Consider the following 23,017-nt stretch of genomic DNA (forward strand, 5'->3'; position numbering starts at 1 on the left):
GATGGTGCCATGCGCTCGGACGGATATCGCGACCACCCGGTACGTTCCTACGTCCTGACCGGCGGTCGGGCGCACCCGACCCGCAACACGCTCAGGCCGGAGACGCTGCTGCGTGCCGTCGACGACGGCCGCGAGCTCCCGGCGTCAGCGGGTCGGCACGAGCGCACGCTCGTGCGGACCTGTCGGGGCACCCTGGCCCTCGCCGAGCTGGCGGCGCACGTCCACCTGCCGGTGAGCCTGGTCGCGGTGCTGGTCTCCGACCTGGTCGACGGTGGATACCTGGCCGTGCTGTCGACCCCGGCCCACGACCTGCCCGCGAAGGATCTGCTGGAGGAGGTGCTCGATGGGCTCCGCCGCCTCTGAGCCCGGCACGGCACGGCACCTGGCCCCGACCGTCGACAGGTCGGTCAAGGTCCTGGTGGTCGGCGCGTTCGGCGTCGGCAAGACGACGCTCATCCGTGCGGTGAGCGAGATCCCCATGCTCAGCACGGAGGAGTCGATCACGACGGCCAGCGTGGGCGTGGACCCACGCCGGGGCGAGAAGCGGACGACGACGGTCGCGATGGACTTCGGCCGTGTCACCGTCGGCTCGAGCACGGCGCTGTACCTGTTCGGCACCCCCGGTCAGCGCCGGTTCTGGGACCTGTGGTCCGGGCTGGCGGACGGCGCGGTCGGGGCCCTGGTGATGGTCGACACCCGCGACCTCGCCCAGAGCTTCGAGGTCCTCGACCAGCTCGAGGAGCACACCCGGTTGCCGATCACGGTGGTCGTCAACGAGTTCCCGGACTCGCCGCGGCACGGTGTCGACGAGGTGCGCGCGGCGCTCGACCTGCCCGCCGGCACCCCTGTCGTCGCCGGTGACGTCCGGGGGCGCACGGGGGCGGTCGAGGCGCTCACGACGCTCGTCGCCCACGCGTTGCAGCGGGCCGAGGGCGTCGCCGCATGAGCGTCACCGCCGCCGGCCGTGTGGTGCGGCTGGAGGAGGTGGCGGACCGGCCGCTGCTCGCCGACCTGGCCGGGCGGGCGGACGCCCGTCAGGGCTACGCAGACCTGCGGTCCCGCTGGGGTGCCGTCGCACCGGTGGACCTGGAGCCGGGAGTCCCGGCCTGGCTCGTCCTCGGCTACGACGAGGTCAGCACCGTCCTGCGCAACGAGGTGCTGTTCTCCCGCGACTCCCGGGACTGGCGGTACGAGGCCGAGCGGCTCGTGGCCTGGCGCTCCCCGGCACGTGCTGTCCTGGCCCAGACGGACACCGCCCACGACCGCGACGGCGCGGAGCACCGTCGTCTGCGTGCCCCGCTGGCCGACGCGCTGGCCGGCATCGACCACAAGCGGCTCACGCGGACGGTCGCCGTGGCGTGCACGTCGACACTGGACCGCCTCGCCGCCCGGGGGAGCGCCGACCTCGTGGCGGACTACGCGGTGGACGTCCCTGTCCGGGTCCTGGCCGACCTGCTCGGCATGACGCTCGCTGACGCCCGGCGACTGCGCGAGCTCACCGTCGCCCGACGGTCGGGGACGGAGGCCGCCTACCCTGCGCTCGCCGAGACCGAGAACCTGCTCGCCACGTTCGTGGCCGGGCGACGGGCCGAACCGGGCGACGACCTGACGTCGCAGCTGCTGGCTCACCCGCAGCACCATCACGACCTGGAGGTGATGGGCGCCGTCGGGCTGCTCTTCCGGACGGCCCACGACGCGGAGATCTCCTGGATCGCCACGGCGCTGCGCCGCCTGCTGGTGGACCCGGGTTTCGCGGCGACGGTGCACGGTGGGCGGTTGTCGATCGATGCCGCCCTGGACGAGATCGCGCGTGACACGCCGCCGGTGCCGCACCTGATGCCGCGGTACGCGCTGGAGAACTGCGACCTCGGTGGGCAACCGATCGCTGCCGGGGACGCCGTCGTCCCCGCTGTCGCCGCCGCCAACGCGGACGGCGCGGTCCAGGCGGCCGACCCGTGGGAAGAGGTCGACGCGCGGTTCCACCTGACCTGGGGGGTCGGTGCGCACGCCTGTCCGGCGCACCGGACCGCCCCGTTGCTCACCCGGCTCGTCGTCGGACACGTCCTCGGTCGCCTGGCCGACCTAGAGCTCATGGTCCCGCCCGAGGACATCACGCCCGTCCGGTCGGCGTGGACGTGCTATCCCCGAGAGCTACCGGTCCGGTTCCGCTGAGCGACCGGCCCGGGAGTCCGTGCTCCCGGGCCGGTCGCTCAGGCGGTGACGCGGGTCCGCAACCGGCCCGCGACCCGGCGGTACGCCGTCGGGTCGACAGGCAGCAGCCACTGCTTCACCCGGGCAGGACCTGAGAGGTTGAGGTCCAGGTCGTCCAGCAGCTCGTCGACCTGGTGCAACGAGAACGGGATGATGTTGGTGCCCCGGGCGTGCTTGCCCTCGGTCCGCTTCTCCATCCAGTCCACGCGGTCGGCGACGTGCTCGCGTCGCACCTCGACCGGGGGGAGGTCCAGAGCGCCGGCCAGGTGGGCGGCGGTCCACACGGCGGCCATCTCGGCCGACAGCGGGCTGAACAGCGAGGAGTTGTAGCCGGCGAACGTCAGGTGCGGGACGTCGTGCGGGAGTATCTGACGGTAGAGCTGGAAGTTGCCCCGGTCGTCGAGCAGCCGGTCGGTGACCTCCTGGTCCAGGAACGGCACCCGCTGGTGGAACCCGGTGCCGCACACGACCAGGTCGGCGCGCACCATCCTGCCGTTGCTGAGCACCGCCGCCGGGGCGCCGTCGTCGTCGGTGGTGAAGCGCTCGACCTCGGTGTCGCGGTGCACGGTGATGGCGCCGTCGGCGACCTGGTCGTAGAGGGCGTCGGACGCCAGCGAGACGGTGGAACGGGCGATGTCCTCGAACTCGCCACGAGGGACGAGGCCGAGCTCCTTGAGCCGGAGCTGCTTCGTGGTGACCGCGGCCACGGAGGAGAGCATGGACTTGCGCACGGCGTTGCCCGGGCCGTGGAGGAACTTCTCCACCCCTGCGAGGTCCTGGTAGCGGAAGAGGGCCTCGCCCAGCCGCGTGAGCAGCAGGTACTTCATGTTCACGGCGTTGCCGAGCTTCTTGGGGACCTTCCACAGCAGCTTGCGGGCCACCAGGTGGGTGTCGGCGGCGACCGGGCCGATCTCCGCGGCGACGTCGCAGGCCGACTTGCCGTAGCCGACGACGACGACGTTCTTGCCGCGGGCGTCCTCCACCGAGCCGAGCTGGCTCGCGGCCACGACCTTCCCGCCGGCGCGCAGGAGCTGCGCGAGCCCCTCGAACGCGGGGATCACCGGGTCCGAGAAGATGCCGTTGGCGACGACGACGTGGTCGAACCGCTCCGGGTCACCGACCGCCTCCCCGGAGTGCCGGGACGTCACGAGCCAGCCGTCCTCGGCGTCGGTGAGCTCGGCGCGCACGACCTCGGTGGACAGCCGCAGCGCCTCGGACAGGCCGTGTGCCTCGACGTACTGCTCGAGGTAGGCCTGGACCTGCTCGCCGCTCGGCCACTCCGGGTAGTGCTTCGGCATCGGCAGGTCGGAGAACGAGTAGGAGCCCTTGTTGTTCTGCGTGTACAGACCCGTGTACCGGCGGGTGGCGCTCCAGACGCCTCCGACGTCGGGGGCCTTGTCGAACACGGCGACCTGGTGGCCGAACTCGGTCAGGACCTTGGCGCTGGCCAGACCGGCGAATCCGGCGCCGACGACGGCGATCTTCATGGAGGCGTCCTTGCTTTCGGTCGGTGCGGGCGATCGGATGGATCGTAGCGGTCCGGACACACCGGGCGATAGACCCCGAGAGCGGACTAATCGGTCGGTGTGCCGGACGGGATCACCGGTCGCCACGACGGCGGCTGCGGGTGCCGCGTCAGGTCTGCTCGTGTCGGCGTCCCACGGCAAGATGGGACCGTGACCGAGACGAACGACCCCGCCGCCGACCCCTCCGCGCTCGACGAGCCCACCGCGCAGCGCCGGTGGGCGGAGCTGGTGGCTCTCGTCGAGGAGGACCAGCGGGCCTACTACCAGCACGATGCCCCGCGGGTCTCCGACGCCGCGTACGACGCGCGCCTGCGGGAGCTGGAAGCGCTCGAGGCGGCCCACCCCGCCCTCCGCACGCCGGAGTCCCCGACGCAGCGGGTCGGTGGTCAGGCGGCCTCCGGGTTCGCCACCGTCGAGCACCTCGAACGGATGCTCTCCCTGGACAACGTGTTCAGCGTCGACGAGCTGCGGTCCTGGGACGCGCGGATCGCGCGCGACGTCGGGGTCGAAGGAGGTGACGTCGGCTATCTGTCCGAGGTCAAGATCGACGGGTTGGCGATCGCGCTGCTGTACGAGCGGGGACGGCTGGTGCGCGCGGCGACGCGTGGCGACGGCCAGACGGGTGAGGACATCACGGCCAACGCGCGGCGCATCGCGGAGATACCGCAGCGGCTCGCCGGCGACGACCTCCCGGAGGTCGTCGAGGTGCGGGGCGAGGTCTTCATCCCGGTCTCCGCCTTCGGTGAGCTCAACGAGCTCCAGGAGGAGCTGCGCGAACGGGCGCTGGCCGAGGCCCGGGAGCGGGCGGACGGGCGGGCCGCCGCCACCCGCGCGTTCGACGAGGAGAAGGCGCGGGTGGCCGCGCTGCGCCGGTTCCCGCAGTTCGCGAACCCGCGCAACGCCGCTGCCGGAGGCTTGCGACAGCTGTTGGACAAGAAGGCGGGCCTCGAGCTCGAGGCGGGCCTGGCTCGCGTGAGGTCCCTGCGGATCTATGCGCACGGTGTCGGCGCGCTGCAGTGGACCGAGGGCGAGCACGCGGAGCTGACGAACCTGTCGGACGCGTACGAGCTCTTCGCACGGTGGGGCATCCCCGTCTCGCCGCACAACCGCGTCGTGGAGGGTGTCGACGGGGTGGTCGAGATGATCACGTACTTCGCGGAGCACCGGCACGACATCGAGCACCAGCTCGACGGCATCGTGGTCAAGGTCGACGCCCTGGCCGACCAGCGGCGGCTCGGGGCCACGAGCCGGGCCCCGCGATGGGCCACCGCGTACAAGTACCCGCCCGAGGAGGTCAACACCCGCCTCGTCGCCATCCAGGTGGGAGTCGGGCGGACCGGCCGCGCCACGCCGTACGCCGTGATGGAACCGGTCACGGTGGCCGGGTCCACGGTCCGGCAGGCCACCCTCCACAACCAGGACGTCGTCAAGGCCAAGGGGGTGCGCATCGGCGACATGGTGGTGCTGCGCAAGGCCGGCGACGTCATCCCCGAGATCCTCGGTCCCGTGACGGCGCTGGCCGACGACGGCTACCCGCGCGAGGACTTCGTCATGCCCGAGGCCTGCCCCGAGTGCGGCACGCCGCTGCGCGCCATGAAGGAGGGGGACGTCGACCTGCGCTGCCCGAACGCGGAGTCCTGCCCGGCCCAGGTGCGGGGACGCGTGGAGCACATCGGGTCCCGGGGCGGCCTGGACGTGGAGGCCCTCGGCGAGGTGACGGCGGCCGCGCTCACGCAGCCGCTGGAGCCGAAGGAACCGCCGCTGCGCACCGAGAAGGACCTCTTCGACCTGACCGTGGAGCAGCTCGAACCGATCCGGGTGGTCGTGCGCGACAGCGAGACGGGGCTGCCCCGGGAGTGGGACGGGCGCGGCGAGTCCGCCGAGCTGACCATGCCCGACGGGTCGACGGCGGTGGTCAAGGTGGTCCGGCCCTTCCAGAAGAAGCGCAAGCTGTCCAAGGCTGCCGAACGTGAGGCGGTCGCGGCGGGGGAGTCGCTCTACGAGCCCTCCACGCAGGCGACCAAGCTCCTCGAGGAGCTCGAGCGCGCCCGGACCAAGGACCTGTGGCGGATCCTCGTCTCGCTCAACATCCGGCACGTCGGCCCGGTGGCGGCGCGGGCGCTCGCGGACTGGTTCGGCTCGTTGGACGCGATCCGTGCAGCCTCCCGCGAGGAGCTGGCCGCGGTGGAGGGCGTGGGCCCCGTGATCGCCGACGAGGTGCTCGCCTGGTTCCGGGTCGACTGGCACCGCGAGATCGTGGAGGCGTGGGCCGGGGCGGGCGTGCGGTTCGCCGTCCCCGGCCACCCCGGCCCGGCCGTCATGGCCGAGAAGGCTGCCGAGGGGCCCACCGGTCCGCTCGCCGGGCTGACCGTCGTCGTCACGGGGTCGCTCGAGGGGTACACGCGCGACGGGGCCAAGGAGGCGGTCATCGCGGCCGGCGGCAAGTCGTCCGGGTCCGTCTCGAAGAAGACCGACTACGTCGTCGTGGGGGAGAAGGCCGGGTCGAAGGAGACCAAGGCACGCGACCTCGGTCTGCGGATCCTCGACGAGGGGCAGTTCACCCGACTGCTCGAAGGTGGCCCGGAGGCGCTCGAGGGCTGAGGCGCCGCCGGATCAGGGCGTCGAAGGCTCCCGCGCGGCCCAGAGGAGCCCTCGTTCGATCATCGTGCGGATCTGGGGGACCTGGAGGTCTTCGACGCCGTGCCCGATCGTGCAGGCAAACACCTTGCCGCGGCCCCAGCGCCGGGTCCACGCCACCGGGATCGTGACCGGCTCGTTCCACGGCGCGTCGGGGTGCACGGCGTGCGTGGTCGTGGCGAGCACGTCGCACAGCGCGTCGGTGTGGAGCCAGTACTGCTCGGTGGTCAGGCGGATGCGCGGGCCGATCCCCTCGACCACCGGGTGGTCGGCGCGTTCGGGCCGGATGAGGATCTCGTGGTCGACCATGTCGCCCGGGTGCGCGACGAACTGACCACCCACGATGTGCTGGTAGTCGGTGGCGCCGCGGAAGGCGTCGAGCAGCCCACCGTGCCATCCGGCCAGGCCGGTGCCGTTCTCGACGGCGAGGCGCAGCCCGTGCATCTCGTCGGCGAGGATGTCGCCCATGGTCCAGCTCTGGACGATCAGGTCGGTGCGGGACATGACGGTCTCGTCGGCGTACACCTCGAGCGATTCCTCGACGGACACGTCGAACCCGGCGTCGTCCAGGAACGGGAGGAAGAGGTCCGTGGAGCCGACAGGGTCGTGTCCCTGCCAGCCTCCGCGGACCACGAGGGCCCTACGCTTGCTCACTGGTCCTCCTTGACGGTGATGAGGGCGTCGATCGAGTGCGGTGCGAGGAAGCGGTCGGTGACCAGGGTGGCGGCGCCGACGACGCCGGCGTGGGCGCCGGCCTGCGAGGTGACGATGCGCAGGTGCTGGGTGGCCAGCGGCAGGGACCGCTGGTAGACGACCTCGCGGATGCCGGCCACGAGATGCTCGCCCGCCCCGGCCAGGACGCCACCGATGATGATGCGTGACGGGTTGAGCAGGCTCACCGACGCCGCCAGGACGGTGCCGATGTCCCGTCCGGCCTGGCGTACCGCCTGGCCGGCTGCGACGTCGCCGGTGCGGACCAGGTCGACGATGTCCTGGGTGGTCCGGATCCGGGCACCCCCCTCGCGCAGGGCGGAGGCGATCGCCAGCCCGCCGGCCACCGCCTCGAGGCAGCCGGTGTTGCCGCAGCGGCAGGGGGTGTCGGCGGCCCCGGACACGGCGACGTGCCCGAGGTCGCCGGCGGCCCCTTGCGCGCCTCGTCGTAGCTCGCCGTCCATCACGACCCCGGCCCCGATGCCGGTGGCGACCTTGACGAAGAGGAGGTTCTGCTCGTCGGGGCACACGGTGCGGTGCTCGCCGAGCGCCATGACGTTGACGTCGTTGTCGACGACGACGGGCGCACCCAGGAGCCGGTGCAACGTGCCGGGCACGTCGGCGCCGTCCCACCCGGGCATGATCGGCGGGTTCACGGGCCGGCCGTCGGCGTGGTCGACGGGCCCGGGGAGACCGATGCCGATCCCGGCGAGCTCGTCGAGCTGCCGTCCCGCGTCGGTGACGAGCTTGGCACCGGTCTCGGCGACCCAGGACAGCACGTGGTCGGGACCGTCGGCGATGGCCAGCGGTTCCTGCGTCGAGGCGAGCGAGTTGGCGGCGAGGTCGGTGATGGCGAGACGCGCGTGCGTGGCCCCGAGGTCGACCCCGAGCACGATCCGGTTGGACGGGTTGAACGCGAACGTCGACGGGGGCCGTCCGCCGGTGCTGGTTGCCTCGCCCGCCGGGACGAGCAGCCCGATCGCGGTCAGGGCGTCGATGCGTGCGGCGACGGTCGACCGGGACTGCCCGGTCTCGGCGACGAGCGAGGCGCGCGTGTGCGGGGTGCCGTCCCGGAACAGCTGGAACATCTCGCCGGCCCCGGTGGGACGTGGCGGGAACTTCTGCAGCCCTTCCATGAGCACAGTGAACCACGCCCCTTTGCGGTGTGTGTTTTGGTCGCTCGGTGTCTATCACGAGCGGGTAACGATCACAAAGTACCCGCACTTTTGCTTGACGGCCAACATAAGTCCGTCTACGTTCGTCACATGGTCACAGAAGACCCCCCAGCACCGCTGCTGCAGATGCAAGGCATCGTGAAGACGTTCCCCGGCGCCCGAGCGCTCGACGGGGTGGACCTCGACGTCCTGCCCGGCGAGGTCCACTGCCTCCTCGGCCAGAACGGCGCCGGGAAGTCCACGCTCATCAAGGTCCTCGCCGGCGCCCACCAGCCGACCGACGGCACGATCCTCATGGACGGCGAGCCGATCGACATCCCCCACCCGGTGGCGGCGCTGGAGCACGGCGTCGCCACGATGTACCAGGAGCTCGACGTCGTCGACGGTCTCACCGTCGCCGAGAACATCTTCCTCGGTCACGAGCTGGCGACCGGCGGGTTCACCAGGCGCCGCGAGCTCGTGCGCCGCACCCGCGAGATCCTCGCGCGCCTCGGCCACAGCGAGATCTCGCCGAACCGCGAGGTCAGCTCGCTGCCGGCCGCCGGCAAGCAGGTCGTCTCGATGGCGCGTGCCCTGTCGCACGACGCTCGCGTCATCGTCATGGACGAGCCGTCCGCCGTGCTGGACTCCGGCGAGGTCGACAACCTCTTCCGTGTGGTCGAGGAGCTGACCAACCAGGGCATCGCGATCATCTACATCTCGCACCGGCTCGAGGAGATCCGGCGCATCGGCGACCGGATCACCGTCCTCAAGGACGGCAAGACGGTGGGACGCAACCTCCGCGTCGCCGACACCCCCACCGACGAGCTCATCCGACTGATGACCGGTCGCGACGTCGAGTTCGTCTTCCCCGACAGCCCCGGCGTCGCCGAGGACGCTCCCGTCCTGCTCGACGTCGACGGGCTGGCTCTGGACGGGACGTTCCACGACGTCTCGTTCCGGGTGCGCTCGGGCGAGATCGTCGGGCTGGCAGGTCTGGTCGGCTCGGGGCGCTCGGAGATCATCGAGACGGTCTACGGCGCGCGGCGCGCCTCCCGGGGCACCGTCACCGTGTCGGGCAAGAAGCTCCGCCCGGGTGACGTGCCCGCCGCGGTGGACGCCGGGATCGGCCTCTGCCCGGAGGAGCGCAAGAGCCAGGGGCTCGTGCTGGACGAGCCGGTCTACCGCAACATCACGCTGTCCTCCTTCGCGAGCCTCGCCCGGGCCGGCTGGCTCGACGAGCCTGCTGAGAAGAAGGCCGCGACCGTGCAGATCGAGGCGCTCGACCTGCGGCCCCGCGACGCCGGACGCGCCGCACGCACCCTCTCGGGCGGGAACCAGCAGAAGGCGTTGCTCGCCCGCTGGCTGGTGCACGGCTGCGAGGTGCTCCTCCTCGACGAGCCCACCCGCGGCGTCGACGTCGGAGCCCGGTCGGAGATCTACGCGCTGATCCGCCGCCTCGCGGACGCCGGGAACGCCGTCGTCGTGATCTCCAGCGAGATCCCCGAGGTCCTCGGGCTGGCCGACAACGTCCTGGTCGTCTCCGACGGCGAGGTCGTCCACCGGTGCCCGGCGAAAGACATCAACGAGCACGGTGTGCTCGACCTCGTCATGGAAGGAAGTGTCGCGTGAACACCCAGACATCAGCACCACCGGCCGAGGAGCACGCCTCCCGGTCGTCGTGGCTGCGCGGCTCCGCCGGGCGCAATCTCGGGCTGGTCCTGGCGCTGGCGCTCATCTGCGTGGTCGGTGTGATCACCGGCGGCGAGCGCTTCGCCGACTGGGGGAACATCCTGACCATCCTGCGGCTCGCCGCCGTGCTGGGCGTGGTGTCCATCGGGATGACCTTCGTCATCACCTCGGGCGGCATCGACCTGTCGGTCGGTTCCGTCCTGGGGCTCGCGACGGTCTGGGCGACGACGCTCGCCACCCAGACGATGGCCGACAGCTTCCACTGGATCGTCATCGTCTTCACCGCCCTCGCGGTCGGCACCGCGGCCGGCCTGATCAACGGGGCGATCATTGCCTACGGCAAGGTCGTGGCGTTCATCGCCACCCTGGCGATGATGGCCGGCGCTCGCGGTCTGGCCGAGATCATCTCGGACCGGCAGACCCAGCGCGTCCAGTCCAACGAGTTCACGGCCTTCTTCCGGGCGGACTTCCTCGGCGTGCCCGTGCTCGTGTGGATGTTCGTCGTGGTGGCGATCGCCGGCTGGTTCCTGCTCAACCGCACGACCTTCGGCCGCCGCACCGTGGCCATCGGCGGCAACGCCGAGGCAGCCCGGCTGGCCGGCATCAAGGTCAAGCGTCACACGGTGTACATCTACGGTCTGGCCGGGCTCACCGCCGGCATCGCCGCCGTCGGGATGCTGGGCCGGACCACGGCCGGCACGTCCACCAACGGGTTCCTCCTGGAGCTCGACGCCATCGCCGCCGTCGTCGTCGGGGGCACCCTGCTCGCCGGTGGTCGCGGCACCATCTTCGGCACCGTCCTCGGCGTCCTCATCTTCACCACGCTCACGAACGTGTTCGTGATGAACAACATGTCGTCCTCGGCCCAGCTCGTGGCCAAGGGCCTCATCATCGTCGTCGCCGTGCTGCTCCAGCAGCGTTTCGCCAACAAGCCGTCGTCGACGACCTAGCCGCGACAAGCCTCTCCCATCAACACCGGATCGAATCGAGGAAGATTTCATGTCCGCACGAATGACTCGAAACCACCGTCTGCTCGGCCTGACGGCCGCCGCAGCGACGACTGCCCTCCTGCTGAGCGGTTGCGTCAGCAACGAGCCGCCCGAGGAGGAGAACGACTCCGACTCCATGAGCGCTGACGAGGGTGCGGCGGGCGGCACCGCGAACGACGAGCCCGGTGAGACCATCACCATCGGCTTCTCCGCCCCCGCCGCCGACCACGGCTGGATGGGTGCGATCACCCGCGCCGCGCTCGACGAGGCGGAGGGCTACGAGGACGTCGAGCTGCGGCAGGCCGAGGCCACCAACGACGTCAACATGCAGATCAGCCACATCGAGCAGTTCATCAACGAGGGCGTCGACGCCATCGTGCTGCTGCCCTTCGACGGCGACGCCCTGACCGAGATCGCCATCGAGGCGATGGAGGCGGGCATCCCGGTCGTCAACGTGGACCGCGAGTTCTCCAGCCCGTTCGCCGCCCGCGCCACGATCCTGGGCGACAACTACGGCATGGGTGTCTCGGCCGGCACCTACATCTGCGAGCAGCTCGGCGGCCAGTCGGACGCCGTCGTCGCCGAGATCCAGGGCATCGCCAACCTGCCGTTGACGCAGGACCGTTCGGAGGGCTTCGCGGACGCGCTGAGCGACTGCGGCCTGTCGGTCTCCACGCAGGTCTCCGCCGACTTCACGATCCAGGGCGGCGAGACGGCGACGTCGAACCTCCTGCAGGCCGAGCCGGAGATCGACGCCATCTGGAACCACGACGACGACCAGGGCGTCGGCGTGCTCGCCGCGATCGACAACGCCGGTCGCGACGAGTTCTTCATGGTCGGCGGCGCCGGCTCGCTCGACGTGATGGAGGAGATCCAGTCGGGTGACTCGGTCCTGCAGGCCACGGTCATCTACCCGTCCACGCAGGCGGCCGACGGGATCAAGATGGCCCGCCTCATCGCCCAGTCCAAGAACATGTCCGACCTCGCCTCGGCGGGCGTGCCGCGCACGACCCAGCTGTTCGCGCCCGTCGTGACGGCGGACAACGTCGACCAGTACCTGGAGATCGGCTTCCGGTCCTGACGGACGCACACCTCGACCCGGCGGCGGGGCCCTGTCCCCGCCGCCGCGGCCCTGGCCGCCTCGCGGGCACGGGCCGTGCCCCACGAAGGAAGGACCACACACATGGGTGATGCAGCACGCGCCCGTCTCGGCGTCGGGATGGTCGGCTACTCGTTCATGGGCGCCGCGCACTCGCAGGCGTGGCGTACCGCACCCCGATTCTTCGACCTGCCGCTGCGCACGGAGATGACCGCCGTCGTCGGACGTGACAAGGAGCGGGTCACCGAAGCCGCCGAGCGGCTCGGGTGGGAGTCCACCGAGACCGACTGGCGACGACTGCTGGAGCGGGACGACATCGACCTCGTCGACATCTGCACGCCCGGCAACACGCACGCGGAGATCGCGATCGCGGCGCTCGACGCCGGCAAGCACGTGCTGTGCGAGAAGCCGCTGGCGAACAGCGTCGCCGAGGCCGAGCAGATGACGGCCGCCGCCGAACGGGCCGCCGCCCGGGGCGTGCGCTCCATGGTGGGCTTCACCTACCGGCGTGTCCCCGCGATCCAGCTGGCTCGCCAGCTCGTGGCGGAGGGCCGGATCGGCGAGGTCCGCCACGTCCGGGCCCAGTACCTGCAGGACTGGCTCACCGACCCGGCCGCACCGCTGTCATGGAGGCTGGACAAGGCGAAGGCGGGATCGGGCGCACTGGGCGACATCGGTGCCCACGTCGTCGACCTGGCCCAGTTCGTGACCGACCAGTCGGTGGTGGGGGTCAACGGCACGCTCGAGACCTTCGTCACCGAGCGGCCGGTGGCGGCGTCGTCGAGCGGGCTCACCGGCGAGGCCGGCGAGGGCACGGGCCCGGTGACCGTCGACGACGCGGCGCTGTTCTTCGGCCGGCTGTCCGGTGGCGGGCTCGCGAGCTTCGAGGCCACCCGCTTCGCTGCGGGCCGCAAGAACGCGATCCGCCTCGAGATCAACGGATCCCGCGGTTCGGTGGCGTTCGACTTCGAGGACATGAACGTCCTGCACTACTTCGACGGCGACGAGCCGGGCGCGACGGCCGGCTTCCGCCGCATCGTGGTGACCGAGCCGGAGCACCCGTACGTCGCCGCCTGGTGGCCCCCGGGCCACGGGCTCGGGTACGAGCACGGGTTCACCCACCAGGTCGTCGACCTCGTGGAGGACCTCGCGGCAGGCAGGGCGCCGACGCCCTCGTTCGCCGACGGGCTGGCGGTCCAGCGCGTGCTCGACGCCGTCGAGCGGAGCTCGGACTCGGGCGGTGCCTGGACCGAGATCTGACGGCACCACCGGTGGCCGGCGACGACGCCGGCCACCGGTGAGCCTCGCCCCGGCAGAGGAAGGAGGCACGACGACGCCCGTCCGCGGGCAGGACGACCGGCGACACCGTCGCCGTCAGGCAGACGAGAGCTCAGGGCCGAGCTCTCGCCACGCCTCGGAGCGCAGCACCACTGACCCACCACGAAGGAGATCTTGGTGATACACGTGCTCTCGCGCAGACCGCGCGCAGCGACTCGCCTCGTCGCGAGTGCCGCCGCCGCAGCGGTGTGCCTACCCCTGATGCTGGCGACGGCGGCGAGCGCCGCCGTCCCGGCTGCCGCAGACGAAGCCGTCGACGTCGACGTCGCGGCCGAGACCGACCCGTTCGACGTCCTCGTCTTCTCCAAGACGGCGGGATTCCGCCACGGCTCCATCCCTGCCGGCATCGCCGCGATCGAGCAGCTGGGAGTGGAGAACGGTTTCTCGGTGGACTCCACCGAGGACGCCGGGGCGTTCACCGACGAGAACCTCGAGCAGTACGAGGCCGTCGTCTGGCTCTCCACCACCGGTGACGTGCTCAACGACGAGCAGCAGGAGGCGTTCGAGCGCTACATCGGCAACGGCGGCGGCTACGCCGGCGTCCACGCCGCCTCCGACACCGAGTACGACTGGCCCTGGTACGGCGAGCTGGTCGGTGCGTACTTCGCCTCGCACCCGGCGAACCAGGACGCGACGATCAAGGTCGAGGACTCCGTCCACCCCTCCACGGACCACCTGCCCGAGCGGTGGGAGAGGTACGACGAGTGGTACAACTTCCGCTCCAGCCCGCGGGACGAGGTCCACGTGCTCGCGTCGCTGGACGAGTCCACGTATCAGGTCGGCAGCGGCGCCATGGGCGCCGACCACCCGATCGCCTGGTGCCACGAGTACGACGGCGGCCGGTCCTGGTACACGGGCGGCGGTCACACCAACGAGTCGTTCGCCGAGCCGGACTTCCTGGAGCACCTGCTCGGGGGCATCCGCACCGCGGCCGGGGTCGTCGACTCCGACTGCTCGGCCACGCAGAGCGACAGCTTCGAGATGGTCCCGCTGGACCAGAGCACCGCGAACCCGATGATGCTCGACGTCGCACCTGACGGCACGGTCTTCTACGTCGAGAGGGACGGGCGGCTGCGGGTCATCGACCCCGAGACCAACGTGACCTCGACGGCGATGACCCTCGACGTCACGCAGTCCAACGAGGACGGTCTCACGGGTGTCGTGCTGGACCCCGACTTCGCCGAGAACGGGTGGCTGTACCTGTTCTGGTCGCCGCGGGTCGTCGGTGACCAGGGACCGCACAACCGGGTGTCACGCTTCGACGTCGACCTCTCCACGGGGACGGCAGACCCGGCGAGCGAGGAGACCGTGCTGGTCATCCCCACGCAGCGCGAGACGTGCTGTCACGCGGGCGGTGACATGGTCTTCGACGCCGAGGGCAACATGTACGTCGCCACCGGCGACAACACCAACCCGTTCGAGTCGCAGGGCTTCACCCCGACCGACGAGCGCAGCGGTCGGCAGAACTACGACGCGCAGCGCACGTCGGCCAACAGCAACGACCTGCGGGGCAAGATCCTGCGGATCACGCCGCAGCCGGACGGCAGCTACACCGTGCCCGAGGGCAACATGTTCGAGGCCGGCACAGCCGACACGCTGCCGGAGATCTACGCGATGGGCTTCCGCAACCCGTTCCGCATCGGTGTGGACCCGGCGACCGGGAACGTCCACGTGGCCGACTACGGGCCCGACGCGAACAGCGCCAACCCCAACCGCGGCCCTGCCGGGACCGTCGAGTGGAACGTGGTGAGCGAGCCGGGGTTCTACGGGTGGCCGTACTGCACCGGCCCGAACGAGGACTTCCGTGACTACAACTTCGCGACCGGTCAGTCGGGAGCGGCGTTCGACTGTGCCGGGGGAGCGGTCAACGACTCCCCGAACAACACGGGGATCGAGCAGCTGCCGCCCGCGATCGGTGCCGAGGTCTGGTACGGGTACGCGGCGAACCCGCTGTTCCCGGAGATCGGTGGCGGTGGTGCCCCGATGGGCGGCGCCGTGTACGAGTACGACGCCGAGCTCGACTCGGACGTCAAGTGGCCCGCGTACTGGGACGGCAAGGCGTTCTTCGGGGAGTGGAACCAGGGACGGATGTACTCGTTCCAGCTCACCGGCGAGCAGCGCGACGACATCGTCAACATCAACCGGGTGCTCCCGGGGATCCTGGACCCGTCCGAGGGCTTCAACCGTCCGATGGACTTCGACTTCGGGCCCGACGGCGCGCTCTACGTCATCGACTGGGGTGCCGGCTTCGGTGGGAACAACGACACCTCGGGCATCTACAAGGTCAACTACGTCAAGGGCAACCCGGCGCCCATCGCGCGGGCCTCGGCCGACGTGACCTCGGGCCACGCCCCGTTGACGGTGCAGTTCTCCTCGGAGGGCACCCGGCACCCGGGTGGCGAGGAGTACACCTTGCAGTGGTCCTTCGGTGACGGGTCCGAGCCGAGCTCGGAGCCGAACCCGACGCACACCTACACCGAGAACGGCGCCTACACGGCCCAGCTCGTCGTGACGGACACGGCCGGCCAGGTCGGCGTCGCGAACGTGTCGATCGTGGTGGGCAACGAGGCGCCGAGCATCTCGATCACCTTCCCGGAGAACGGCGGGTTCTTCGAGTGGGGCGACCAGGTCCTGTACGAGATCGAGGTCGACGACCCGGACGGCGAGGTGGACTGCAGCGACGTCACGATGTTCACCTCGCTCGGTCATGACTCGCACGCCCACCCGTTCGACGAGCTCGAGGGCTGCTCCGGCTCGTTCCAGACGGCGCGCGACGAGGGCCACGGCATCGAGGCGAACATCTTCTGGGTGATCGAGGCGACCTACTCGGACGACGGCGGGGAGGTCGGGGTGCCGCTGACGGCCAACGACCTGCAGGTGCTGCAGCCGAAGCTGCTGCAGTCCGAGTTCTACACCTCGACCGGTCGGCTCGAGGGTTCCACGAGCGGTGGTGACCCCGGTGTCGTGGTGGAGACGACCGGTGACTCCGCCGGTGGCGGCCAGAACATCGGCTACATCGAGCCGGACGACTGGTGGGCGCACGAGCCGATCAGCCTGGCGTCCGTCGACGGCATCTCGCTGCGCGCGGCATCGCCGAACGGTGGACAGGTCTCGGTGCGCTGGGACGCCCCCGACGGCCCGGAGATCGGCAGCATCGAGGTGCCCGCGACCGGTGACTGGCAGGCCTACACGCTGGCGGGCACGGAGCTGTCCGACGTCCCGTCGGGCACGGGCACGCTGTACTTCGTGCTCGTCTCCGGGCAGGCCAACGTGAACTGGATGGAGATCGACGGCCGGGGCGTCACGGACAACGTCCGGCCCGACGTCGAGCTCACCGTGGAGCCGACCTCCGGCACCGCACCGCTCGACGTGGTCGCCACGGTCGTCGCCGACGATCCCGACGAGACACCGGGTGACCTCGAGATCGCGTGGGACGCGGGCTTCGGTGACGGCTTCGAGGCCGGTGCCGAGACGTTCGAGGTGACCTACGACGAGCCGGGCACCTACCGGCTGCAGGTGCGTGTCACCGACGGCGGCGGTGCGTTCGCCGTCGAGTACGCGACGATCGAGGTCGACCGGGAGACGTCGGAGCCGGGTCTGTGCTTCACAGGGCGGTCCGACGACTTCCTCGGGGACGAGCTCGATCCTGAGCGGTGGGACGTCCTGAACCGTGACCAGGGTCTGCAGGTGGCGGACGGCCACCTGACCCTCCCGGCCACGCGGAGCGACTTCTACGGGACGAACAACGAGGACGTCCCCAACCTGGTGCTCCAGGATCTGCCGGAGGGACCGTTCACCGCGACCGCCAAGCTGACGGTCGAGGCGAACGCCCAGTACCAGCAGGCAGGTCTGCTGATCTGGGACGGTCCGGACGACTACGCCAAGATGGTGATCCAGGGCAGGTCCGCGCCGGCCGACCCGGCCACACGGGTCTTCCAGTTCATCCGTGAGGAGGGCGCAGACCCGCAGGAGGTCGGTGACTCGAACACGGCGGCACTGGGCGCCGCGTACCCGTCCACGGTCTACGTGCGACTGGCGAGCTCGGACGGGAGCGACCTGAACGCGTCGTACTCGGCCGACGGCGTCACCTTCACCGAGATGCCGCAGACCAAGTCCCTCGACGGGCTGGACGACCCCCAGGTGGGTCTGTTCGCGCTCGCCGGCTCGGGGACCCAGGCGGACATCGTGGAGGCGCAGTTCGACTGGTTCCACATCGTGCCGGACGACACGGCGTCGACCCCGGGACCGGACGACGAGTTCGAGGGCGACGCCCTGGACACGTGCCGGTGGGAGGTCGTGCGCGAGGACCCGTCGGGCTACCGGGTGACCGGGGGCGCGCTGGAGATCGACACGACCGCGACGGACATCTACGGCACGGACAACAGCGACGTGCCGAACATCGTGGTGCAGGACCAGCCAGGTGACTCCTGGACGGTCCAGACCCTGGTGGACGGTTCGGCCCTGGACGAGCAGTACCAGCAGGCCGGGCTGATCGTGTACGGGGACGACGACGAGTACGTGAAGTTCGACTACGTCGTCGACAACGCCCCGGGAGCCGAGGTCAGTCGTCGTCTCGAGCTGCGCAGCGAGGTCGGCGGTGCCGTCCAGAACCCGCAGCCGGGTGTGGACAACCTCGACTCCGGCACGTGGTGGCTGCGGCTCACCCGCGACGGGGACACGTTCACCGGGTCCTACTCGGCGGACGGGGAGGAGTGGTCGACGCTCGGCCAGACGGTGTCGCACGCCGGTCTGGACGACGCCCGCGTGGGGCTGTACGCCCTCGGCGGGCCGCAGACGGCGTCCAGGACGGCGTCGTTCGACCACTTCCGTGTCATCGGCGACTCCGCACCGCTGACGGTGACGGGATCGATCGATCCGGCGGAGCCGGACGGTCCGGACGGGTCGTGGCTGGGACCGGTGACGGTCACGGTCGAGACCGACGGTGGCCCCGAGGGCGCCACCGTGTACCGCGAGGTCAACGTGGACGGCGCCGGCTGGGCGGAGTACACGGCCCCGGTCGTGGTGTCCGAGCCGGGCGAGCACGAGGTGCAGATCCGGGCCTCGGCCGGTGACCAGGAGGTCGTCGGCGAGACGGTCACCTTCACGATCGCCGAGCCGGAGACGATGACGGCCACCCCGGCCGTCACCGTGACGCAGGCGACCTGCGACGCCGGTGGCTCGATCGCCGGCGTGGCGGTCGACGGTGTCAAGGGGTACGTCTTCCACAACTGGGTGGACGGGGCGCTGGCCGGAAAGCCGGCGAACCTGTCCGACCTGGCGCCGGGGCAGTACCACGTGATCGCCACCCCCGAGGACGGGTACGTGCTGGAGCTCGACGGTGACTGGAAGTCCAGCCCGTCGGGGAAGGCCACGCTCGTCGTCACGATCGCCGACCCGGAGTGCGCCACCGAGGTGACACCGTCGGTGGAGGTCACCCAGGCGACGTGCACCTGGGCGCCCGACGGCACCCTGGCGACGACCGGCGGCTCGATCGTCGGTGCGGAGACCGAGGGGCTGCGGTACGTGATCCGTCCGGTGACCGACGACGGCGCGGGTGCGGTCGTGACCGACCCGTCCGACCTCGAACCCGGCACGTACCGGGTGGCCGCGAGGCCGTCCGACGGCTACGTCGTCGCACCGGAGGGTGCCTGGAGGGTGAACGCCAGCGGTATCGGCGTCCTCGTCGTGACGATCGACGAGCCCGAGTGCCCGGTGGCCGGTTCGCCGGCTGTCGTGGTGACCCAGCCGCAGTGCGGCGACAAGGGCAGCATCGTCGGGGTACCGATGGACACCGTCCGGAAGTACGACCTGCACCACTGGGACGACGGCAAGCGTGGTCGCAAGGTGTCGGGCTCGGCTCTCGCGCCGGGAACGTACCAGGTGACCGCGTCGCCGGGACCGCGTGTCTCGTTCGTCCTGTCCGGCGACTGGGAGGAGTCGAACGGACGCCGTGCCACCCTGCTCGTCACCCTCGAGGAGGTGACGTGCGGGTGATCTGATCCCGGTGCCACGAGGCACCGGGCACCGTGGGCGGGCGCGCGTCGACCTGCAGGTATCCCTGGCCCGGGACCTGCAGGGAGCGGGTCCGCCCACGGCAGGCCGGCCCCGAGGGGCCGGTGCCTCGGCACAGGGCGGGTGCGCTCCGGTCCTGTGCCGAGGCTTCCGCTCCGGTCGCGAGAGAACCCGGGCGCTCGACGATCGTGAAGACGTGAAGAGATGAGGGAGACCGAGATGAACCAGGTGGTCGACGCCGTACCGGTGGGTGCGGCACGCACGTGGTGGGCGCGGCTGGTCCTGGCCGCCCTGCTGGCGCTCGGCCTGGCCGCTGTGCCGGCGCCGGGTCTGGCTCACGGCGGCGACGTCGCCGCCGAGCTCGGCACGGACGGTGCCGGGGGCGTGACGGTGCTCCTCACCTGGAAGAACGACGGGCATCCCGTCGAGGAGTCGGCGGAGGTCGTCGTGACCGGCCGTTCGAGCGCAGGTGAGGAGGTGGGCCCGCTGACCCTCTTCTCCGCCTCCTCCGGGGTGGGCTGGTACAAGTCCGAGCCCGGCGAGCTCGGTCCTGGCCACTGGACCCTGGAGGTCGACGTGACCGGCCCGGACGAGTTGTCCGCCTCGGCGTCCGTGGACGTGCTGCCGCCGCCGAGCGCCGCGCCGGTGGCCGACGACCAGACCGATACCGATACCGACACCGGGACGACGGGGGCCGACGCCGCGGGCGCGCCGACGTCGTCGAGCGACGGCTGGGCAGGCCGCGGCTGGATGCTCGCCGCCCTGCTGGTGGCGGGCGCGGTCGCGGTCGTCCTGATCCTGCGTGCGCGTCGCGCACGAAGCTGACCCTGGCCCGACGTCGTCGGGCCCCATCCGAGAGGAGCCGAACATGGCACGACCGATCAGTCTCTTTACCGGTCAGTGGGCCGACCTGCCGCTGGAGGAGGTCGCCACGCTGGCCTCCGGCTGGGGCTACGACGGCCTCGAGCTGGCGTGCTGGGGAGACCATCTCGACGTCTCACGCTGGGACGACGCGGAGTACGTCCAGGGGCGTCTCGACCTGATGGCCCGGCATGGCCTGAAGATCGTCGCGATCTCCAACCACCTGACGGGCCAGGCGGTCTGCGACGACCCGATCGACCGCCGGCACCAGGAGATCCTCTCGCCGGAGGTCTGGGGCGACGGCGACCCGGAGGGTGTGCGCCGGCGGGCCGCCGAGGCGATCAAGGACACGGCGCGGATGGCGGCCCGGTTGGGCGTGCGCACGGTGGTGGGCTTCACGGGGTCCTCGATCTGGAAGACCGTCGCGATGTTCCCGCCGGTGCCGGCGGACATGGTCGACGCCGGGTACCAGGACTTCGCCGACCGGTGGAACCCCATCCTCGACGTCTTCGAGGAGGAGGGGGTGCGGTTCGCGCTCGAGGTGCACCCGAGCGAGATCGCCTACGACTACTGGACGGCGCAGCGGACGCTGGAGGCCATCGGGCACCGAGAGTCGCTCGGGCTCAACTGGGACCCGAGCCACATGGTCTGGCAGGACCTGGACCCGGTGAGCTTCCTGTGGGACTTCGCCGACCGGATCTACCACGTGCACTGCAAGGACACGAAGAAGCGGCTCAACGGTCGTAACGGGCGGCTCTCGTCGCACCTGGCCTGGGCGGACCCCCGCCGTGGTTGGGACTTCATCTCCACGGGCCACGGTGACGTGCCGTGGGAGGACGCGTTCCGGATGCTCAACGCGATCGGCTACGACGGCCCGTTGTCGGTGGAGTGGGAGGACGCCGGCATGGACCGGCTCGTCGGGGCCGCCGAGGCCGTCGGCTTCGTCCGCCGGCTGGCGTTCGACGCCCCGGACGCCGCGTTCGACGCAGCGTTCTCCTCCAAGTAGCGGCGCCGGCCGCGCCGGCGAGTGCGTGCGCGGGACGACCCCTCGTCCCGCGCACGCCCCGGCGAGCGACCGCGCCAGGGGCGTCGTCGACCGGCCGGCCGCGCCCGCACGACCACAGTGAGAGGAAAGCCGTGCGCCACCCCAGATCGTCGGCCCGCGTGGCCGAGTCCACGAAGCGCCCCGTGCCACGCCTCGGACCACGGCGTGTGGTCGCCCTCGTCGCGGGGGCGACGGTCGCGGCGGTGCTCGTCGTGATCGCCGTCCTGTCGTGGGGTGACGACGACGGCCCGACGTCCGGCGCCGCCGTCGACCCCGCACGGGTCGCGGAGCTCGAGCGCGCCGAGGTCGAGCGGAACGAGCAGACCCTGGAGGCGCTGGCGGAGTTCGGCCTCGAGCTCCAGGACGAGCTCTCGCCGGTGCTCGAGGGACTGCAGGCGGCGGAGCCGCCGGACGGGTCGTCCCGTCGAGAGCCGACGGCGGAGGAGCTCGACCGGTGGCGCGGCGTGCTCGATGCGCTGGCGACCGACGCCGAGGCCCTCCCCCTGGGCGCGACGGAGCACAACATGGTCCGTCGGGGCTTCGCCCTCACGGTCGAGATGCTGGGCAGCTCGGTCGACCTCGTCGAGCAGGGGTCTGCGGCCGACCCGCCGACCGCGGGCACGCTGTACGGGCTCTCGGGCGACGTCCGGGGACAGGCCGTCGATGCCTTCGGCATGGCCGCGATGCAGCTCGACCTGCTCTACATCGCGGCGGACAAGGGGCACCTGCACGTCGTCCTGCGCGCAGGGGAGGACGGCGCTCCGATCGACGACCCGCACGCGGGCCACGGGCACTGAACGGTGCCGTCCGCGACCGCCCGTGTCAGTGGATGTCGCCGCGGAGCATGACGATGTCGTCGTGCTCGACCCCACCGACCACGTAGGTGCGACGCCCGACGACGTCGAAGCCGTACCGTCGGTAGAACGCCTGGGCGCGGGTGTTCTCGCTGTTGGTCCCCAGCCAGTACGGGAGGCCGGGCGCGAGCTGCGCCGCTTCCTCGGACGCCGTGGCCATCAGCCGGGCGGCGGTGCCGGCCCCGAGGTGGTCGGGGCGCACGTAGATCTTGGACAGCTCGACGTAGGGGCCCGGCCCGGCGGCGGTCCGCAGCGCGGCGGCCTCCTCGTCGCCCGGCTCCCCCCGGGCGAGCAGCGCGTAGCCGGCAGGCGCACCGCCGTCGTCGGCGACCAGCAGGCGGTGGTCGGCCGACAGTGCCCAGTCGGTGAAGCGCGCCGGCGTGAGATGGGCGGCCACGTGCGCGGCCATGGTGGCGACCGGTGTGCCGGGCGGGCACGCGAGCGGGAAGGTCAGCGCGGCCAGCCAGGCGATCTCGGCGGCCTCGGAGGGGCGGGCGGGGCGGACGACAGCGGTGGTCACGCCCTCGAACCTAGCGTGCTGCGGTGCGCACAGGAGGGGTCGCGTCGGCGTGTGCCGGGGGTCACGGTCACCGGAGTTGGCGCGGCCGACATCGGCGTGTAACGTTCTCGACGTCAGCCCGACAGGGAACGGACACCGCGAGGTGGCCGCCGGGGCTGGAACTCACATCGAACAACCAGGACCCGCCTTCGTGCGCGGTCAGGTCAGAGATGTGGGGCCTTCCGAGAGTCAGCCTCCGGGCCGCGAGAGCGGGTTGGACAGGGCGAGGCGAAACGGGTAAGGTTGAAGGGTTGCCCCGGATGGGGCCGGAGCGGTTGTTCCGGTGCTGGATGGTGTGCGTCGGTTGTTTGAGAACTCAACAGTGTGCT

The 23,017-nt window shown here is 71.3% G+C and carries 16 protein-coding genes; 12 read left to right on the forward strand and 4 right to left on the reverse strand.

What is annotated here, in order from left to right; genetic code table 11:
- Positions 1–9: 9 nt before the first annotated feature.
- Genes HDG69_RS11840 through HDG69_RS11850 form a run of 3 tightly spaced genes read left to right on the forward strand, consistent with a single transcriptional unit; the run spans position 10 to position 2,172 of the window.
- Entirely contained in the window at positions 10–363 is a 354-nt protein-coding gene (locus HDG69_RS11840; protein ID WP_171783961.1) for a DUF742 domain-containing protein, read from the forward strand.
- Positions 344–946 carry a GTP-binding protein gene (locus tag HDG69_RS11845; RefSeq protein ID WP_171783962.1) on the forward strand — a complete coding sequence of 201 codons (603 nt, stop codon included), beginning with the start codon at positions 344–346 and terminating at the stop codon, positions 944–946. The genes HDG69_RS11840 and HDG69_RS11845 overlap by 20 nt, the downstream gene beginning before the upstream one ends.
- Positions 943–2,172, forward strand: coding sequence for a cytochrome P450 (locus HDG69_RS11850; protein WP_171783963.1), 1,230 nt, complete (start codon positions 943–945; stop codon positions 2,170–2,172). Before HDG69_RS11845 ends, HDG69_RS11850 begins: the two co-directional genes overlap by 4 nt.
- 38 nt (positions 2,173–2,210) lie before the next feature.
- On the opposite strand, the gene HDG69_RS11855 is transcribed toward HDG69_RS11850, so the two are convergent.
- The gene (locus tag HDG69_RS11855; protein ID WP_171783964.1) at positions 2,211–3,698 is read right to left on the reverse strand and encodes a flavin-containing monooxygenase; all 1,488 of its coding nucleotides are present in this window, start codon (positions 3,696–3,698) and stop codon (positions 2,211–2,213) included.
- Between the two features lie 189 nt (positions 3,699–3,887).
- Here HDG69_RS11855 and ligA point away from each other — a divergent pair, with 189 nt between their 5' ends.
- On the forward strand, positions 3,888–6,338 hold the full coding sequence (gene ligA, locus HDG69_RS11860; protein WP_171783965.1) for an NAD-dependent DNA ligase LigA: 2,451 nt from the start codon (positions 3,888–3,890) through the stop codon (positions 6,336–6,338).
- Between the two features lie 12 nt (positions 6,339–6,350).
- Here the strand turns inward: ligA and HDG69_RS11865 are convergent, their stop codons facing one another.
- Together HDG69_RS11865 and HDG69_RS11870 are read right to left on the reverse strand one after the other, a co-directional pair.
- Positions 6,351–7,028 carry a ThuA domain-containing protein gene (locus HDG69_RS11865; RefSeq protein WP_171783966.1) on the reverse strand — a complete coding sequence of 226 codons (678 nt, stop codon included), beginning with the start codon at positions 7,026–7,028 and terminating at the stop codon, positions 6,351–6,353.
- Complete coding sequence (locus HDG69_RS11870) at positions 7,025–8,221, reverse strand: ROK family protein (RefSeq protein ID WP_171783967.1); 1,197 nt, start codon at positions 8,219–8,221, stop codon at positions 7,025–7,027. Before HDG69_RS11870 ends, HDG69_RS11865 begins: the two co-directional genes overlap by 4 nt.
- Positions 8,222–8,350: 129 nt before the next feature.
- On the opposite strand from HDG69_RS11870, the gene HDG69_RS11875 reads away from it, so the two are divergent.
- The 8 genes from HDG69_RS11875 (at position 8,351) to HDG69_RS11910 (ending at position 22,072) form a co-directional block, all read left to right on the forward strand.
- Positions 8,351–9,871 (forward strand): sugar ABC transporter ATP-binding protein, encoded by a 1,521-nt coding sequence (locus tag HDG69_RS11875; RefSeq protein ID WP_171783968.1) that lies wholly within the window; start codon positions 8,351–8,353, stop codon positions 9,869–9,871.
- Complete coding sequence (locus tag HDG69_RS11880; RefSeq protein ID WP_171783969.1) at positions 9,868–10,881, forward strand: ABC transporter permease; 1,014 nt, start codon at positions 9,868–9,870, stop codon at positions 10,879–10,881. The genes HDG69_RS11875 and HDG69_RS11880 overlap by 4 nt, the downstream gene beginning before the upstream one ends.
- 49 nt (positions 10,882–10,930) lie before the next feature.
- On the forward strand, positions 10,931–12,001 hold the full coding sequence (locus tag HDG69_RS11885) for a substrate-binding domain-containing protein (RefSeq protein ID WP_171783970.1): 1,071 nt from the start codon (positions 10,931–10,933) through the stop codon (positions 11,999–12,001).
- A 102-nt stretch (positions 12,002–12,103) separates the two neighbouring features.
- Positions 12,104–13,279, forward strand: a complete 1,176-nt coding sequence (locus tag HDG69_RS11890) for a Gfo/Idh/MocA family protein (RefSeq protein WP_171783971.1) — start codon at positions 12,104–12,106, stop codon at positions 13,277–13,279.
- Positions 13,280–13,558: 279 nt separating this feature from the next.
- A complete protein-coding gene (locus HDG69_RS11895) occupies positions 13,559–19,351 on the forward strand; it encodes a ThuA domain-containing protein (protein WP_171783972.1) in 5,793 nt (1,930 codons plus the stop codon).
- A gap of 222 nt (positions 19,352–19,573) precedes the next feature.
- Positions 19,574–20,194 (forward strand): hypothetical protein, encoded by a 621-nt coding sequence (locus HDG69_RS11900; RefSeq protein ID WP_171783973.1) that lies wholly within the window; start codon positions 19,574–19,576, stop codon positions 20,192–20,194.
- 43 nt (positions 20,195–20,237) lie between these two features.
- On the forward strand, positions 20,238–21,236 hold the full coding sequence (locus HDG69_RS11905) for a sugar phosphate isomerase/epimerase family protein (RefSeq protein WP_171783974.1): 999 nt from the start codon (positions 20,238–20,240) through the stop codon (positions 21,234–21,236).
- Between the two features lie 182 nt (positions 21,237–21,418).
- Positions 21,419–22,072, forward strand: coding sequence for a hypothetical protein (locus HDG69_RS11910; protein ID WP_171783975.1), 654 nt, complete (start codon positions 21,419–21,421; stop codon positions 22,070–22,072).
- Between the two features lie 25 nt (positions 22,073–22,097).
- Here HDG69_RS11910 and HDG69_RS11915 read toward each other — a convergent pair whose 3' ends face one another.
- Positions 22,098–22,649, reverse strand: a complete 552-nt coding sequence (locus HDG69_RS11915; protein WP_343036403.1) for a GNAT family N-acetyltransferase — start codon at positions 22,647–22,649, stop codon at positions 22,098–22,100.
- Positions 22,650–23,017: the final 368 nt, after the last annotated feature.

The sequence above is a fragment of the Isoptericola halotolerans genome, assembly GCF_013149785.1.
Taxonomy (GTDB): Bacteria; Actinomycetota; Actinomycetes; order Actinomycetales; family Cellulomonadaceae; genus Isoptericola; species Isoptericola halotolerans.